Source organism: Pseudomonas sp. LFS074 (assembly GCF_047978165.1).
In the GTDB taxonomy this organism is placed as follows: domain Bacteria; phylum Pseudomonadota; class Gammaproteobacteria; order Pseudomonadales; family Pseudomonadaceae; genus Aquipseudomonas; species Aquipseudomonas putida_P.
Window position 1 is genome coordinate 523,627 of sequence record NZ_JBFPFV010000001.1, and the last position, 13,420, is coordinate 537,046.

The 13,420-nt window shown below is 56.1% G+C and carries 24 protein-coding genes; all 24 read left to right on the plus strand.

Annotation, left to right across the window (positions count from 1 at the left end; all coding sequences use genetic code 11):
- The first annotated feature begins 145 nt into the window (after positions 1-145).
- Positions 146-517 (plus strand): 30S ribosomal protein S12, encoded by a 372-nt coding sequence (gene rpsL, locus ACNQP3_RS02340; RefSeq protein WP_003255492.1) that lies wholly within the window; start codon positions 146-148, stop codon positions 515-517.
- 106 nt (positions 518-623) lie between these two features.
- Positions 624-1,094, plus strand: coding sequence for a 30S ribosomal protein S7 (rpsG, locus tag ACNQP3_RS02345; protein WP_003246741.1), 471 nt, complete (start codon positions 624-626; stop codon positions 1,092-1,094).
- Positions 1,095-1,124: 30 nt separating this feature from the next.
- Positions 1,125-3,269: an elongation factor G gene (gene fusA, locus ACNQP3_RS02350; RefSeq protein WP_012270236.1), complete on the plus strand. Its 2,145-nt coding sequence runs from the start codon at positions 1,125-1,127 to the stop codon at positions 3,267-3,269.
- A 27-nt stretch (positions 3,270-3,296) separates the two neighbouring features.
- A complete protein-coding gene (gene tuf, locus ACNQP3_RS02355; protein WP_003255489.1) occupies positions 3,297-4,490 on the plus strand; it encodes an elongation factor Tu in 1,194 nt (397 codons plus the stop codon).
- A 141-nt stretch (positions 4,491-4,631) separates the two neighbouring features.
- The gene (rpsJ, locus tag ACNQP3_RS02360; RefSeq protein WP_003186070.1) at positions 4,632-4,943 is read left to right on the plus strand and encodes a 30S ribosomal protein S10; all 312 of its coding nucleotides are present in this window, start codon (positions 4,632-4,634) and stop codon (positions 4,941-4,943) included.
- Between the two features lie 80 nt (positions 4,944-5,023).
- Complete coding sequence (gene rplC, locus ACNQP3_RS02365) at positions 5,024-5,659, plus strand: 50S ribosomal protein L3 (protein ID WP_003255486.1); 636 nt, start codon at positions 5,024-5,026, stop codon at positions 5,657-5,659.
- Positions 5,660-5,671: 12 nt separating this feature from the next.
- Positions 5,672-6,274, plus strand: coding sequence for a 50S ribosomal protein L4 (rplD, locus tag ACNQP3_RS02370; RefSeq protein WP_264316757.1), 603 nt, complete (start codon positions 5,672-5,674; stop codon positions 6,272-6,274).
- The gene (gene rplW, locus ACNQP3_RS02375; RefSeq protein ID WP_003255484.1) at positions 6,271-6,570 is read left to right on the plus strand and encodes a 50S ribosomal protein L23; all 300 of its coding nucleotides are present in this window, start codon (positions 6,271-6,273) and stop codon (positions 6,568-6,570) included. The genes rplD and rplW overlap by 4 nt, the downstream gene beginning before the upstream one ends.
- Positions 6,571-6,584: 14 nt before the next feature.
- Positions 6,585-7,409, plus strand: coding sequence for a 50S ribosomal protein L2 (rplB, locus tag ACNQP3_RS02380; RefSeq protein WP_008089816.1), 825 nt, complete (start codon positions 6,585-6,587; stop codon positions 7,407-7,409).
- A 16-nt stretch (positions 7,410-7,425) separates the two neighbouring features.
- Positions 7,426-7,701, plus strand: coding sequence for a 30S ribosomal protein S19 (rpsS, locus tag ACNQP3_RS02385; protein ID WP_003255482.1), 276 nt, complete (start codon positions 7,426-7,428; stop codon positions 7,699-7,701).
- An 11-nt stretch (positions 7,702-7,712) separates the two neighbouring features.
- Complete coding sequence (gene rplV, locus ACNQP3_RS02390) at positions 7,713-8,045, plus strand: 50S ribosomal protein L22 (protein WP_003103908.1); 333 nt, start codon at positions 7,713-7,715, stop codon at positions 8,043-8,045.
- A gap of 13 nt (positions 8,046-8,058) precedes the next feature.
- Positions 8,059-8,745: a 30S ribosomal protein S3 gene (gene rpsC, locus ACNQP3_RS02395; protein WP_003255481.1), complete on the plus strand. Its 687-nt coding sequence runs from the start codon at positions 8,059-8,061 to the stop codon at positions 8,743-8,745.
- A 12-nt stretch (positions 8,746-8,757) separates the two neighbouring features.
- The gene (gene rplP / locus ACNQP3_RS02400; protein WP_003255479.1) at positions 8,758-9,171 is read left to right on the plus strand and encodes a 50S ribosomal protein L16; all 414 of its coding nucleotides are present in this window, start codon (positions 8,758-8,760) and stop codon (positions 9,169-9,171) included.
- A complete protein-coding gene (rpmC, locus tag ACNQP3_RS02405) occupies positions 9,171-9,362 on the plus strand; it encodes a 50S ribosomal protein L29 (RefSeq protein ID WP_002555481.1) in 192 nt (63 codons plus the stop codon). The genes rplP and rpmC overlap by 1 nt, the downstream gene beginning before the upstream one ends.
- A gap of 2 nt (positions 9,363-9,364) precedes the next feature.
- On the plus strand, positions 9,365-9,631 hold the full coding sequence (gene rpsQ / locus ACNQP3_RS02410) for a 30S ribosomal protein S17 (RefSeq protein WP_008089812.1): 267 nt from the start codon (positions 9,365-9,367) through the stop codon (positions 9,629-9,631).
- Positions 9,632-9,654: 23 nt separating this feature from the next.
- Positions 9,655-10,023: a 50S ribosomal protein L14 gene (gene rplN / locus ACNQP3_RS02415; RefSeq protein WP_002555479.1), complete on the plus strand. Its 369-nt coding sequence runs from the start codon at positions 9,655-9,657 to the stop codon at positions 10,021-10,023.
- Positions 10,024-10,034: 11 nt separating this feature from the next.
- Positions 10,035-10,349: a 50S ribosomal protein L24 gene (rplX, locus tag ACNQP3_RS02420; RefSeq protein WP_003255476.1), complete on the plus strand. Its 315-nt coding sequence runs from the start codon at positions 10,035-10,037 to the stop codon at positions 10,347-10,349.
- A gap of 20 nt (positions 10,350-10,369) precedes the next feature.
- On the plus strand, positions 10,370-10,909 hold the full coding sequence (gene rplE / locus ACNQP3_RS02425) for a 50S ribosomal protein L5 (protein WP_003255474.1): 540 nt from the start codon (positions 10,370-10,372) through the stop codon (positions 10,907-10,909).
- A 13-nt stretch (positions 10,910-10,922) separates the two neighbouring features.
- Positions 10,923-11,228: a 30S ribosomal protein S14 gene (gene rpsN, locus ACNQP3_RS02430; protein ID WP_008089807.1), complete on the plus strand. Its 306-nt coding sequence runs from the start codon at positions 10,923-10,925 to the stop codon at positions 11,226-11,228.
- A gap of 209 nt (positions 11,229-11,437) precedes the next feature.
- Complete coding sequence (gene rpsH, locus ACNQP3_RS02435) at positions 11,438-11,830, plus strand: 30S ribosomal protein S8 (RefSeq protein ID WP_003255471.1); 393 nt, start codon at positions 11,438-11,440, stop codon at positions 11,828-11,830.
- Between the two features lie 12 nt (positions 11,831-11,842).
- Positions 11,843-12,376 (plus strand): 50S ribosomal protein L6, encoded by a 534-nt coding sequence (gene rplF / locus ACNQP3_RS02440; RefSeq protein WP_003255469.1) that lies wholly within the window; start codon positions 11,843-11,845, stop codon positions 12,374-12,376.
- A 10-nt stretch (positions 12,377-12,386) separates the two neighbouring features.
- Complete coding sequence (rplR, locus tag ACNQP3_RS02445; protein ID WP_003255467.1) at positions 12,387-12,737, plus strand: 50S ribosomal protein L18; 351 nt, start codon at positions 12,387-12,389, stop codon at positions 12,735-12,737.
- 3 nt (positions 12,738-12,740) lie between these two features.
- The gene (gene rpsE, locus ACNQP3_RS02450; protein ID WP_003255465.1) at positions 12,741-13,241 is read left to right on the plus strand and encodes a 30S ribosomal protein S5; all 501 of its coding nucleotides are present in this window, start codon (positions 12,741-12,743) and stop codon (positions 13,239-13,241) included.
- A gap of 2 nt (positions 13,242-13,243) precedes the next feature.
- Positions 13,244-13,420: a 50S ribosomal protein L30 gene (gene rpmD / locus ACNQP3_RS02455; RefSeq protein WP_003255463.1), complete on the plus strand. Its 177-nt coding sequence runs from the start codon at positions 13,244-13,246 to the stop codon at positions 13,418-13,420.

The window sequence follows — 13,420 nt, forward strand, 5'->3', positions numbered from 1 at the left end:
GCGGGGTTGGTCGGGGCCTCGTCTTGACTGGGTGCAAGATCCTCTTTAGACTTTTGTACCCTTAAATTTGGTGAGGCTCCGTCTCGCCAATTTTTGGCTTTCTTGCAAGACAATAGAGTCGCAAGACAATCAGTGGAGCTAGTAGATGGCAACTATCAACCAGCTGGTACGTCAGCCGCGTAAGCGTTCGGTCGAGAAGTCCGACGTTCCTGCGCTGCAGAACTGCCCGCAACGTCGTGGCGTGTGCACCCGTGTGTACACCACCACGCCGAAAAAACCTAACTCGGCACTGCGTAAAGTATGCCGTGTGCGTCTGACCAACGGTTTCGAGGTTTCCTCGTACATCGGTGGTGAAGGCCACAACCTGCAAGAGCACAGCGTCGTCCTGATCCGTGGCGGCCGTGTAAAAGACTTGCCAGGTGTTCGTTACCACACCGTTCGCGGCTCTCTGGATACTTCGGGCGTTAAAGGCCGTAACCAGGGTCGTTCGAAGTACGGTACCAAGCGTCCGAAGTAATCGGCCGTTTGCAGACATCCATTTTTTTGAGTCGATAAGAGTAAGGTCGGGCAGGGGTCGAAGACCCACGTCCCGGGCTAACCTGAAGACCGTTTGAGGGCTTATCATGCCAAGACGTCGTGTAGCAGCAAAACGTGAGATCCTTGACGATCCGAAGTACGGATCCCAGATCCTCGCCAAGTTCATGAACCACGTGATGGAAAGCGGCAAGAAGGCCGTAGCCGAGCGCATCGTTTACGGTGCCCTGGATACCGTCAAAGCACGCAAGAACAGCGACCCCCTGGAAATCTTCGAGAAAGCTCTCGACGCCATCGCTCCGCTGGTCGAAGTTAAGTCCCGTCGTGTAGGCGGTGCTACTTACCAGGTTCCGGTTGAAGTTCGTCCATCCCGTCGTAACGCTCTGGCAATGCGCTGGCTCGTAGACTACGCCCGCAAGCGCGGCGAGAAGTCGATGGCTCTGCGTTTGGCCGGCGAACTGCTGGATGCTGCCGAAGGCAAGGGTGCTGCAGTCAAGAAGCGTGAAGACGTTCACCGTATGGCTGAAGCCAACAAAGCGTTCTCGCACTACCGCTTCTAATTCAAGCATCAATCATTTTGCGAGGGCTTTATGGCTCGTACTACAGCAATTAACCGCTACCGTAACATTGGTATCTGTGCCCACGTTGACGCGGGCAAGACCACCACTACCGAGCGGATCCTGTTCTACACAGGTCTGAGCCACAAAATGGGCGAGGTGCATGACGGCGCCGCGACCACCGACTGGATGGTGCAGGAGCAGGAGCGGGGTATCACCATTACCTCCGCTGCCGTTACCACCTTCTGGAAAGGCTCCGTTGGTCAGTATGACAACTACCGTGTAAACGTTATCGACACCCCCGGCCACGTTGACTTCACCATTGAAGTAGAGCGTTCGCTGCGCGTACTCGACGGCGCGGTCGTTGTGTTCTGCGGTACCTCCGGTGTTGAGCCTCAGTCCGAAACCGTATGGCGTCAGGCCAACAAATACGGCGTTCCACGTGTTGTTTACGTGAACAAGATGGACCGTGCCGGTGCAAACTTCCTGCGCGTCGTAGGTCAGATCAAGAACCGTCTGGGTCACACCCCGGTTCCTGTTCAGCTGGCCATCGGTTCGGAAGATAACTTCCAGGGTCAGGTCGACCTGATCAAGATGAAGGCTATCTACTGGAACGACGACGACAAGGGTACCACCTATCGCGAGGAAGAAATTCCTGCCGATATGCTGGAGCTGGCTCAAGAGTGGCGCTCCAACATGGTTGAAGCGGCTGCCGAGTCCAGCGAAGAGCTGATGAACAAGTACCTGGAAGGCGAAGAGCTGACCGTCGAAGAGATCAAGGCCGGTCTGCGCGCGCGCACCCTGGCTAGCGAAATCGTACCGGCCGTCTGCGGTTCGTCGTTCAAGAACAAGGGCGTTCCCCTGGTTCTCGACGCCGTCATCGACTACCTGCCTGCTCCGACCGAGATCCCTGCAATCCAGGGTATCAATCCGGACGACAAAGAGCTGGACAAAGAAGATCCGGCTGTTCGTAAAGATGTGCGTCACGCTGACGACGACGAGCCGTTCTCGGCTCTGGCGTTCAAGATCGCGACTGACCCGTTCGTGGGTACTCTGACCTTCGTTCGCGTCTACTCGGGCGTTCTGACCTCTGGTGACTCGGTCATCAACTCGGTCAAAGGTAAGAAAGAGCGCGTTGGCCGTATGGTGCAGATGCACGCCAACCAGCGTGAAGAGATCAAGGAAGTGCGCGCTGGCGACATCGCCGCACTGATCGGTATGAAGGACGTGACCACGGGCGAAACCCTGTGCAACGCCGACAAGCCAATCATTCTTGAGCGTATGGACTTCCCTGAGCCGGTTATTTCGCTCTCCGTAGAGCCGAAAACCAAGGCTGACCAGGAGAAGATGGGTATTGCACTGGGCAAGCTGGCCCAGGAAGACCCGTCGTTCCGCGTCAAGACCGACGAAGAGACTGGCCAGACCATCATCTCGGGCATGGGTGAGCTGCACTTGGACATCCTCGTTGATCGCATGAAGCGCGAATTCAACGTCGAAGCCAACATCGGCAAGCCGCAGGTTTCGTACCGCGAGAAGATCACCAAGTCCAACGTCGAGATCGAAGGCAAGTTCGTTCGTCAGTCGGGCGGTCGTGGTCAGTTCGGTCACTGCTGGATCCGTTTCTCGGAGCCAGAAGTCGACGAGAAAGGCAACATCACCGAAGGTCTGGTGTTCTCCAACGAAGTCGTTGGTGGTGTAATTCCTAAGGAATTCATCGCCCCGATCCAGAAGGGTATCGAAGAGCAGATGAAGAACGGCGTTGTTGCCGGCTATCCTCTGATCGGCCTGAAGGCCGCGGTATTCGACGGTTCGTACCACGACGTCGACTCCAACGAAATGGCGTTCAAGATCGCTGCTTCGATGGCGACCAAACAGCTGGCCACTAAAGGCGGCGGTGTGGTTCTCGAGCCGATCATGAAGGTCGAAGTTGTAACCCCGGAAGACTACCTGGGTGACGTGATGGGTGACCTGAACCGTCGTCGTGGTCTGGTCCAGGGTATGGATGAATCGGTCTCTGGCCGTGTCGTCCGTGCTGAAGTACCGCTCGGAGAAATGTTCGGTTACGCAACCGACGTTCGTTCCATGTCTCAGGGTCGCGCAAGCTACTCCATGGAATTCTCCAAATACGCCGAAGCTCCGTCGAACATCGTCGAAGCACTCGTTAAAAAACAAGGCTAATCCCCTTTAGGCAAGAGGTTCACTGTCGTGGCTAAAGAAAAATTTGATCGTTCCCTTCCCCACGTTAACGTCGGCACCATCGGCCACGTTGACCACGGTAAGACCACTCTGACCGCAGCTCTGACTCGCGTTTGCTCCGAAGTTTTCGGTTCGGCAATCGTTGAGTTCGACAAGATCGACTCGGCTCCGGAAGAAAAAGCGCGCGGTATCACCATCAACACCGCTCACGTTGAGTACAACTCGACCATTCGTCACTACGCTCACGTTGACTGCCCAGGTCACGCTGACTACGTGAAGAACATGATCACCGGTGCTGCCCAGATGGACGGCGCGATCCTGGTTTGCTCGGCCGCCGATGGTCCGATGCCACAAACCCGTGAGCACATCCTGCTGTCCCGTCAGGTTGGCGTTCCGTACATCGTGGTCTTCCTGAACAAGGCTGACCTGGTAGACGACGCTGAGCTGCTGGAACTGGTCGAGATGGAAGTTCGCGACCTGCTGTCCACCTACGACTTCCCAGGCGACGACACTCCGATCATCATCGGTTCCGCTCGTATGGCCCTGGAAGGCAAAGACGACAACGAAATGGGCACTACCGCTGTTAAGAAGCTGGTAGAGACTCTGGACAGCTACATTCCTGAGCCAGTTCGTGCCATCGACCAGCCGTTCCTGATGCCGATCGAAGACGTATTCTCGATCTCGGGTCGTGGTACCGTTGTTACCGGTCGTATCGAGCGTGGTATCGTCCGCGTTCAGGATCCGCTGGAAATCGTTGGTCTGCGTGACACCACCACCACCACCTGCACCGGCGTTGAGATGTTCCGCAAGCTGCTGGACGAAGGTCGTGCTGGCGAGAACTGCGGCGTTCTGCTGCGTGGTACCAAGCGTGACGACGTTGAGCGTGGCCAGGTTCTGGTCAAGCCAGGTTCGGTCAAGCCGCACACCAAGTTCACCGCAGAAGTCTACGTTCTGTCGAAGGAAGAAGGCGGTCGTCACACTCCGTTCTTCAAAGGCTACCGTCCTCAGTTCTACTTCCGTACCACTGACGTGACCGGTAACTGCGAACTGCCGGAAGGCGTTGAAATGGTAATGCCAGGTGACAACATTCAGATGACTGTTACCCTGATCAAGACCATCGCAATGGAAGACGGTCTGCGCTTCGCTATCCGTGAAGGCGGTCGTACCGTCGGCGCCGGCGTTGTGGCCAAAATCATCGAGTAATCACTCGACCGATTGAAAAAACCCCCGCTCAGCGGGGGTTTTTTTTATTGGGTTGACACTAAATGGGGGCGTCTATAGAATCACGCCTCCTTTTAGCGGGCGTAGTGCGTCCGTTGGGAACAGCCTGGAGTCTGAAATCCAATGCAAAATCAGCAAATCCGTATCAGGTTGAAGGCTTTCGACCATCGCCTGATCGACCAATCCACCCAGGAAATCGTGGAAACCGCGAAACGTACTGGTGCACAAGTGCGTGGTCCAATTCCACTGCCTACCCGCAAAGAGCGTTTCACCGTTCTGGTCTCTCCGCACGTCAACAAAGACGCGCGTGACCAGTACGAGATTCGCACTCATAAGCGTGTTCTGGACATCGTCCAGCCAACGGATAAAACCGTTGACGCGCTGATGAAGCTTGATCTGGCGGCAGGTGTGGAAGTACAGATCAGCCTCGGCTAAGACTTCGGTCTAGTCGTGTAACGCTCTGAAATGGGCGGCCATAGCGGGTGAAAGCCCCGTACACTCATGAGGTTTACAACATGACTATTGGTGTAATCGGTCGCAAGTGCGGTATGACCCGCATTTTCACCGAAGAAGGTGTCTCCATTCCGGTCACGGTCATTGAGATCGAGCCGAATCGCGTCACCCAGTTCAAAACTGAAGAAACCGATGGCTACCGTGCAGTGCAAGTCACTGTCGGCGAGCGTCGTGCTTCGCGTGTGACTGCCGCTCAGGCAGGCCACTTCGCCAAGGCCAACGTTGCCGCTGGTCGCGGTGTTTGGGAGTTCCGTCTTGAAGAAGGCGATTTCCAGGCTGGCGATCTGATCAAAGCTGAACTCTTCACTGCAGGCCAGCTGGTTGACGTTACTGGTCAGTCCAAAGGTAAAGGCTTCGCCGGTACCATCAAGCGCTGGAACTTCCGTGGTCAGGACAACACCCACGGTAACTCCGTGTCGCACCGTGTTCCTGGTTCCATCGGCCAGTGCCAGACTCCTGGTCGTGTGTTCAAGGGCAAGAAGATGTCCGGTCACATGGGCGCCGAGCGCGTGACTGTTCAGTCCCTGGAAGTAGTTCGCGTAGACGCTGAACGCAACCTGCTGCTGATCAAGGGTGCCGTACCTGGCGCTACTGGCGGCGACGTGGTTGTACGTCCAGCTGTCAAGGCTCGCGGTTAAGGGGAAACTGACATGCAACTTAATGTAAATGACGCTCAGGCGATCGAAGTTTCCGAACTGACTTTCGGTGGCGAATTCAACGAGACGCTGGTTCACCAAGCAGTCGTGGCCTACATGGCCGGCGGCCGTCAGGGTACCAAGCAGCAGAAGACCCGTTCCGACGTGGCTGGTGGCGGTAAGCGCCCATGGCGTCAGAAGGGTACTGGTCGTGCTCGTGCTGGTACCACTCGTGGTCCGATCTGGCGTGGCGGTGGTGCAACCTTCGCAGCTCGCCCTCAAGATCACTCGCAAAAGCTCAACAAGAAGATGTACCGCGCAGCTCTGCGCTCCATCCTCGCTGAGCTGGTGCGTAGCGACCGTCTGGTCGTGGTTCAGGACTTCGCTGTTGAAGCACCGAAAACCAAAGATCTGCTGAACAAGCTGAACGGCATGGGTCTGAGCGACGTACTGATCGTCTCCGACGCTGTTGATCAGAACCTGTACCTGGCTGCTCGCAACCTGCCGCACGTCGACGTACGTGACGTACAGGGTTCCGACCCGGTCAGTCTGATCGCATACGAGAAAGTGTTGATCACTGTCTCGGCCGTGAAGAAATTCGAGGAGCTGCTGGGATGAACCAGGAACGCGTATTTAAAGTCCTCCTTGGCCCGCACGTTTCCGAGAAGGCTACCGTTCTGGCTGAGAAAAAAGGCCAGTTCGTATTCAAGGTTGCTACCGATGCAACCAAGCTGGAAATCAAGAAAGCTGTCGAAGGCCTGTTCAACGTAAAAGTTGAAAACGTGTCGACTGTTAACGTTCTGGGTAAAACCAAGCGTACCGCACGTGGTCTGGGCAAGCGTAATGACTGGAAGAAGGCGATCGTATCCCTTCAGCCAGGCCAAGATCTCGATTTCAGCAGCAGTGCTGAGTAAGGAAGGGGTGCATCATGGCAATCGTTAAATGCAAACCGACTTCCCCTGGCCGCCGTTTCGTGGTCAAGGTGGTCAACAAGGAGCTGCACAAAGGCGCTCCTCACGCACCGCTGCTCGAGAAGAAATCGAAGTCTGGTGGTCGTAACAACAATGGCCGCATTACCACTCGTCACGTTGGTGGTGGTCATAAGCAGCATTACCGTCTGGTCGACTTCCGTCGCAACGACAAAGATGGCATTCCAGCCACTGTCGAGCGTATCGAATACGATCCAAACCGTACTGCTCACATCGCCCTGCTGTGCTATGCAGACGGTGAGCGTCGCTACATCATCGCCCCTAAAGGCGTGAGCGCTGGTGACCAGCTGATCGCAGGTGCCCTGGCCCCAATCAAGGCCGGTAACTCCCTGCAACTGCGTAACATCCCAGTAGGTAGCACCATTCACGGCGTCGAACTGAAGCCGGGTAAAGGTGCTCAGATCGCTCGTTCCGCTGGTGCTTCGGCTCAGCTGATCGCTCGTGACGGCGTATACGTGACTCTGCGTCTGCGTTCCGGTGAGATGCGTAAAGTACTGGCTGAATGCCGTGCGACCCTGGGCGAAGTCTCGAACTCCGAGCACAGCCTGCGTTCGCTGGGTAAAGCTGGTGCCAAACGCTGGCGCGGCGTTCGCCCAACCGTTCGTGGCGTTGCCATGAACCCGGTTGACCACCCGCATGGTGGTGGTGAAGGTCGTACCTCCGGTGGTCGTCATCCGGTATCGCCATGGGGCTTCCCAACCAAGGGTGCTAAAACCCGTGGTAATAAGCGTACCGACAACATGATCGTCCGTCGTCGCAAGTAACTAGAGGGATACGACAGTGCCACGTTCTCTGAAAAAAGGTCCTTTTATCGATCTTCACCTGTTGAAGAAGGTCGAAGTGGCGGTGGAGAAGAACGATCGCAAGCCAGTTAAAACCTGGTCGCGTCGCTCGATGATCCTGCCACAAATGGTCGGTCTGACCATCGCGGTTCACAACGGTCGCCAGCATGTTCCAGTTCTCGTGAACGAAGACATGGTCGGCCACAAACTGGGCGAGTTCGCCGGTACCCGCACCTATCGCGGGCACGTGGCTGACAAGAAAGCCAAGCGTTAAGGGGTAAGGAAATGGAAGTAGCCGCTAAGTTGTCGGGCGCTCGCATCTCCGCCCAGAAAGCCCGCTTGGTCGCCGACCAGATCCGCGGGAAGAAGGTGGGCGAAGCGCTCAACCTGTTGGCCTTCAGCAGCAAAAAAGCCGCTGAAATCATGAAGAAAGTCCTCGAGTCGGCCGTTGCCAACGCCGAACACAACGAAGGCGCAGACGTTGATGACCTGAAGGTCTCCACCGTCTTCGTCAACGAAGGGCGTTCGCTGAAGCGCATCATGCCACGTGCCAAAGGCCGTGCTGATCGCATCGTCAAGCGGTCTTGCCATATCACTGTCAAGGTTGCGGACAAGTAACGGAGTCGATCAGATGGGTCAGAAAGTACATCCCACTGGCATTCGCCTGGGAATCGTCAAGGAGCACACCTCCGTCTGGTACGCAGACGGTGCTACTTACGCAGATTACCTGTTGAAGGATCTGAAAACGCGTGAGTACCTCCAAGACAAACTAAAAAGCGCGTCCGTAAGCCGTATCGATATTCATCGTCCGGCTCAAACTGCACGCATCACCATCCACACCGCTCGTCCCGGTATCGTTATCGGTAAGAAAGGTGAAGATGTCGAGAAGCTGCGTCAGGACCTGACCAAGCAGATGGGTGTGCCTGTGCACATCAACATCGAAGAGATCCGCAAGCCGGAACTCGACGCTATGCTGGTTGCGCAGAGCGTAGCTCAGCAGCTGGAACGCCGCGTAATGTTCCGTCGCGCCATGAAGCGCGCAGTACAGAACGCCATGCGTATTGGTGCCAAGGGCATCAAGATCCAGGTGAGCGGTCGTCTCGGCGGTGCTGAGATTGCTCGTACCGAGTGGTATCGCGAAGGTCGTGTGCCTCTGCACACCCTGCGTGCCGATATCGACTACAACACCTACGAAGCTCACACCACTTACGGTGTGATCGGTGTGAAGGTTTGGATCTTCAAAGGCGAAGTTATTGGTGGTCGCCAAGAAGAACTGAAACCACAAGCACCAGCGCCTCGTAAAAAAGCTGCTAAGTAAGGGGTACGCCAAATGTTGCAACCAAAGCGTACAAAATTCCGCAAGCAGATGACTGGCCACAACCGTGGTCTGGCACTGCGCGGTAGCAAAGTCAGCTTCGGCGAATTCGCTCTGAAAGCTGTTGCTCGCGGTCGCCTCACCGCTCGCCAGATCGAGTCCGCACGTCGTGCGCTGACCCGTCACGTTAAACGTGGCGGTAAGATCTGGATCCGTGTGTTCCCGGACAAGCCGATCTCCAAGAAGCCTCTCGAGGTTCGTATGGGTAAAGGTAAGGGCTCCGTGGAATACTGGGTTGCCCAGATTCAGCCAGGCAAAGTCCTGTACGAGATCGAGGGTGTTTCTGAAGAGCTGGCGCGCGAAGCTTTCGCCCTGGCTGCTGCAAAGCTGCCTCTCGCCACCTCCTTTGTTAAGCGGACGGTGATGTGATGAAAGCGAATGAACTTCGTGAAAAATCGGCACAGCAGCTGAACGAGCAACTGCTCGGCTTGCTGCGCGACCAGTTCAATCTGCGTATGCAGAAAGCAACTGGCCAGTTGGGGCAGTCGCACCTGCTCTCGCAAGTTAAGCGTGACATCGCTCGCGTGAAAACTGTGCTCAACCAGCAGGCAGGTAAGTGATCATGGCTGAAGCTGAAAAAACCGTCCGTACGCTGACTGGCCGTGTCGTCAGCGACAAAATGGACAAGACCATCACCGTACTGATCGAGCGTCGCGTAAAGCACCCGATCTACGGTAAATACGTTAAGCGTTCGACTAAGCTGCACGCGCACGACGAATCCAACCAGTGCAAGATCGGCGACAAGGTTTCCATCCGTGAAACCCGTCCGCTGGCCAAGACCAAGTCCTGGGCACTGGTTGAAGTCCTCGAACGCGCTGTTGAAGTCTAAGGGCTAGGGGTCGGAGAAATTTTATGATTCAGACTCAATCCATGCTCGATGTGGCCGATAACAGCGGCGCTCGTCGCGTCATGTGCATCAAGGTGCTCGGCGGTTCGCACCGTCGTTACGCCGGCATCGGTGACATCATCAAGGTTACCGTCAAGGAAGCAATTCCACGCGGTAAGGTCAAAAAAGGCCAAGTGATGACCGCTGTTGTCGTGCGCACCCGTCACGGTGTTCGTCGCGCTGACGGTTCCATCATTCGTTTCGACGGCAACGCTGCTGTTCTGCTGAACAACAAGCAAGAGCCGATCGGCACTCGCATCTTCGGGCCAGTGACCCGTGAACTTCGTACTGAGAAGTTCATGAAGATCGTCTCGCTCGCCCCTGAAGTGCTGTAAGGAGATCCGACATGCAAAAGATTCGTCGTGACGACGAGATCATCGTGATCGCCGGCAAAGACAAAGGTAAGCGCGGTAAGGTGCTGAAGGTTCTCGCTGATGACCGTCTGGTCATCGGTGGTGTGAACCTGGTCAAGCGTCATACCAAGCCTAACCCGATGGCGGGCGTACAGGGCGGTATCGTCGAGAAAGAAGCGCCTCTGCACGCTTCCAACGTTGCCATCTTCAACGGCGAAACCAACAAGGCTGACCGCGTTGGTTTCAAAGTAGAAGACGGTAAAAAAATTCGTGTCTTCAAGTCGACCCAAAAAGCGGTTGATGCTTGAACACTGCTAGGTAGAAGACCATGGCACGACTGAAAGAGATTTACCGGAACGAAATCGCTCCTAAGCTTAAGGAAGAACTTAAGCTGTCGAACGTGATGGAAGTTCCGCGCGTTACCAAGATCACCCTGAACATGGGTCTGGGCGAAGCGATCGGCGACAAGAAAGTCATCGAGCACGCTGTTGCCGACCTGGAAAAGATCACCGGTCAAAAGCCGGTCGTGACTTTCGCTCGCAAATCCATCGCTGGCTTCAAAGTCCGCGAAGGCTGGCCGATCGGCGTCAAGGTGACCCTGCGTAGCGACAAGATGTACGAATTCCTGGACCGCCTGCTGGCGATCTCCCTGCCTCGGGTTCGCGACTTCCGCGGCCTGAATGCCAAGTCCTTCGATGGCCGTGGCAACTACAGCATGGGCGTGAAAGAGCAGATCATCTTCCCGGAAATCGATTACGACAAGATCGATGCTCTGCGCGGTTTGGACATCACCCTGACCACCACTGCTCGTTCGGACGACGAAGGCCGCGCTCTGCTGCGTGCTTTCAAGTTCCCGTTCCGCAACTGATTGGAGTAGGAAAATGGCCAAGAAGAGCATGAAAAACCGCGAGCTGAAGCGTCAGCTCACGGTAGCCAAGTTCGCTAAGAAGCGTGCTGAGCTGAAAGCGACCATCGTCAACGTTAACGCCTCTCCAGAAGAGCGTTTCGCTGCCGTTGTCGCTCTGCAGAAGCAGCCGCGTGATGCCAGCGCTGCGCGTCTGCGCAACCGTTGCCGCCTGACCGGTCGTCCTCACGGTGTATACCGTAAGTTCGGCCTGGGCCGTAACATGCTGCGTCAAGCTGCAATGCGCGGTGACGTACCAGGTCTGGTTAAAGCCTCCTGGTAATCGCTGCAGGCAAGATCCTGGTGGAAGGGGAGCAATCTTCCGACCGCCGGTGACCTTGCCATCAAACAAGCCCCTATATGGGGCTTGTTTCGTTTCTGCCTTGTGTCTAGAATGACCGGCTCACCTGAGCCTGGGTTTTTTGCCCAATCCGCTCGGGTGGTTGTCATAGCCGCAAGGCTAATAATTCTTGTATCAGGAGCATCTAGCCCATGAGTATGCAGGACCCGTTAGCGGACATGCTAACTCGCATCCGTAATGCCCAGATGGCTGAAAAGTCCGTCGTAAGCATGCCTTCCTCTACCCTGAAGGTCGCGGTTGCCAAAGTTCTGAAGGACGAAGGTTACATCGCTGGCTACCAGGTAACTGGTGAGGCCAAGCCTTCCCTGTCGATCGAACTGAAGTACTTCGAAGGCCGTCCGGTCATCGAGGAACTGAAGCGCTCCAGCCGTCCAGGCCTGCGCCAGTACAAGGCCGTCACCGATCTGCCGAAAGTACGTGGCGGTCTGGGCGTGTCTATCGTCTCCACCAACAAAGGTGTGATGACTGATCGCGCTGCGCGCGCTGCCGGTGTCGGCGGCGAAGTTCTGTGCACAGTGTTCTAAGGGGGGATAGACATGTCTCGCGTCGCTAAGAACCCCGTTAAGCTGCCATCCGGTGTCGAAGTCAAATTCGCTGGCCAGCAGCTTTCGGTGAAGGGTGCTAAAGGCACTCTCGAACTGAACGTTCACTCGTCTGTTGAAGTTACCGAAGAGTCTGGTGAGCTGCGTTTCGTCGCTCGCAATGGTGACCAGCAAGCTCGTGCCATGGCCGGTACTACCCGTGCCCTGGTCAACAACATGGTCCAAGGCGTAAGCCAAGGCTTCGAGCGTAAGCTCCAGCTGGTCGGTGTTGGTTACAAGGCACAGGCCAAGGGCACCGTCCTGAACCTGGCCCTGGGCTTCTCTCACCCAGTGGACTACGAACTGCCAGCCGGTATCACCGCTGAAACACCTAGCCAGACCGACATCCTGATCAAGGGTATCGATAAGCAGCTGGTAGGTCAGGTGGCCGCTGAAATCCGCGACTTCCGTCCGCCAGAGCCTTACAAAGGTAAAGGTGTGCGTTACGCGGACGAAGTAGTCCGTCGTAAAGAAGCCAAGAAGAAGTAGGGCCTAGTAAATGACCGACAAAAAAGTTATTCGACTGCGTCGCGCTCGCAAAGCACGTCTCAAGATGCACGAACTCGAAGTCGTGCGCCTGTGCGTGTTCCGCTCCTCGCAGCACATCTACGCCCAGGTCATTTCGGCCGACGGCAGCAAGGTTCTGGCAAGCGCCTCGACCTTGGACAAAGACCTGCGTGATGGCGCCACTGGCAACATCGACGCGGCCACTAAGGTTGGCAAGCTGGTAGCTGAGCGTGCGAAAGCCGCCGGTGTATCTCAAGTTGCCTTTGACCGTTCCGGCTTCAAGTACCATGGCCGCGTCAAAGCGCTGGCTGATGCTGCTCGTGAAGGCGGGCTGGAGTTCTAAGTTATGGCAAATAACGATCAAAAGCGCGACGAAGGCTACATCGAGAAGCTGGTTCAAGTTAACCGCGTTGCCAAAACCGTAAAAGGCGGCCGTATCTTCACCTTCACCGCGCTGACCGTGGTAGGTGATGGTAAAGGTCGTGTTGGCTTCGGCCGTGGCAAGTCGCGCGAAGTACCAGCCGCGATCCAGAAAGCCATGGAAGCTGCTCGCCGCAACATGATTCAGGTTGACCTGAAGGGCACCACCCTGCAGTACGCCACCAAGGCTGCCCACGGCGCCTCGAAGGTTTACATGCAGCCTGCCTCGGAAGGTACCGGTATCATCGCCGGTGGCGCAATGCGTGCTGTCCTGGAAGTTGCTGGTGTTCAGAACGTTCTGGCCAAGTGCTACGGTTCGACCAACCCAGTGAACGTGGTTTACGCCACCTTCAAGGGTCTGAAAGCCATGCAATCTCCTGAATCCATTGCTGCCAAGCGCGGCAAGAGCGTCGAGGAGATCTTCTGATCATGGCAACCGTAAAAGTAACGCTGATCAAGAGCGTCTCGGGCCGTCTGCCTAACCACAAGTTGTGCGTTAAAGGCCTGGGTCTGCGTCGTATCGGTCACACTGTAGAAGTCCAGGATACTCCCGAGAACCGCGGGATGATCAACAAGGCTTACTACATGCTGAAGGTCGAGGGCTAA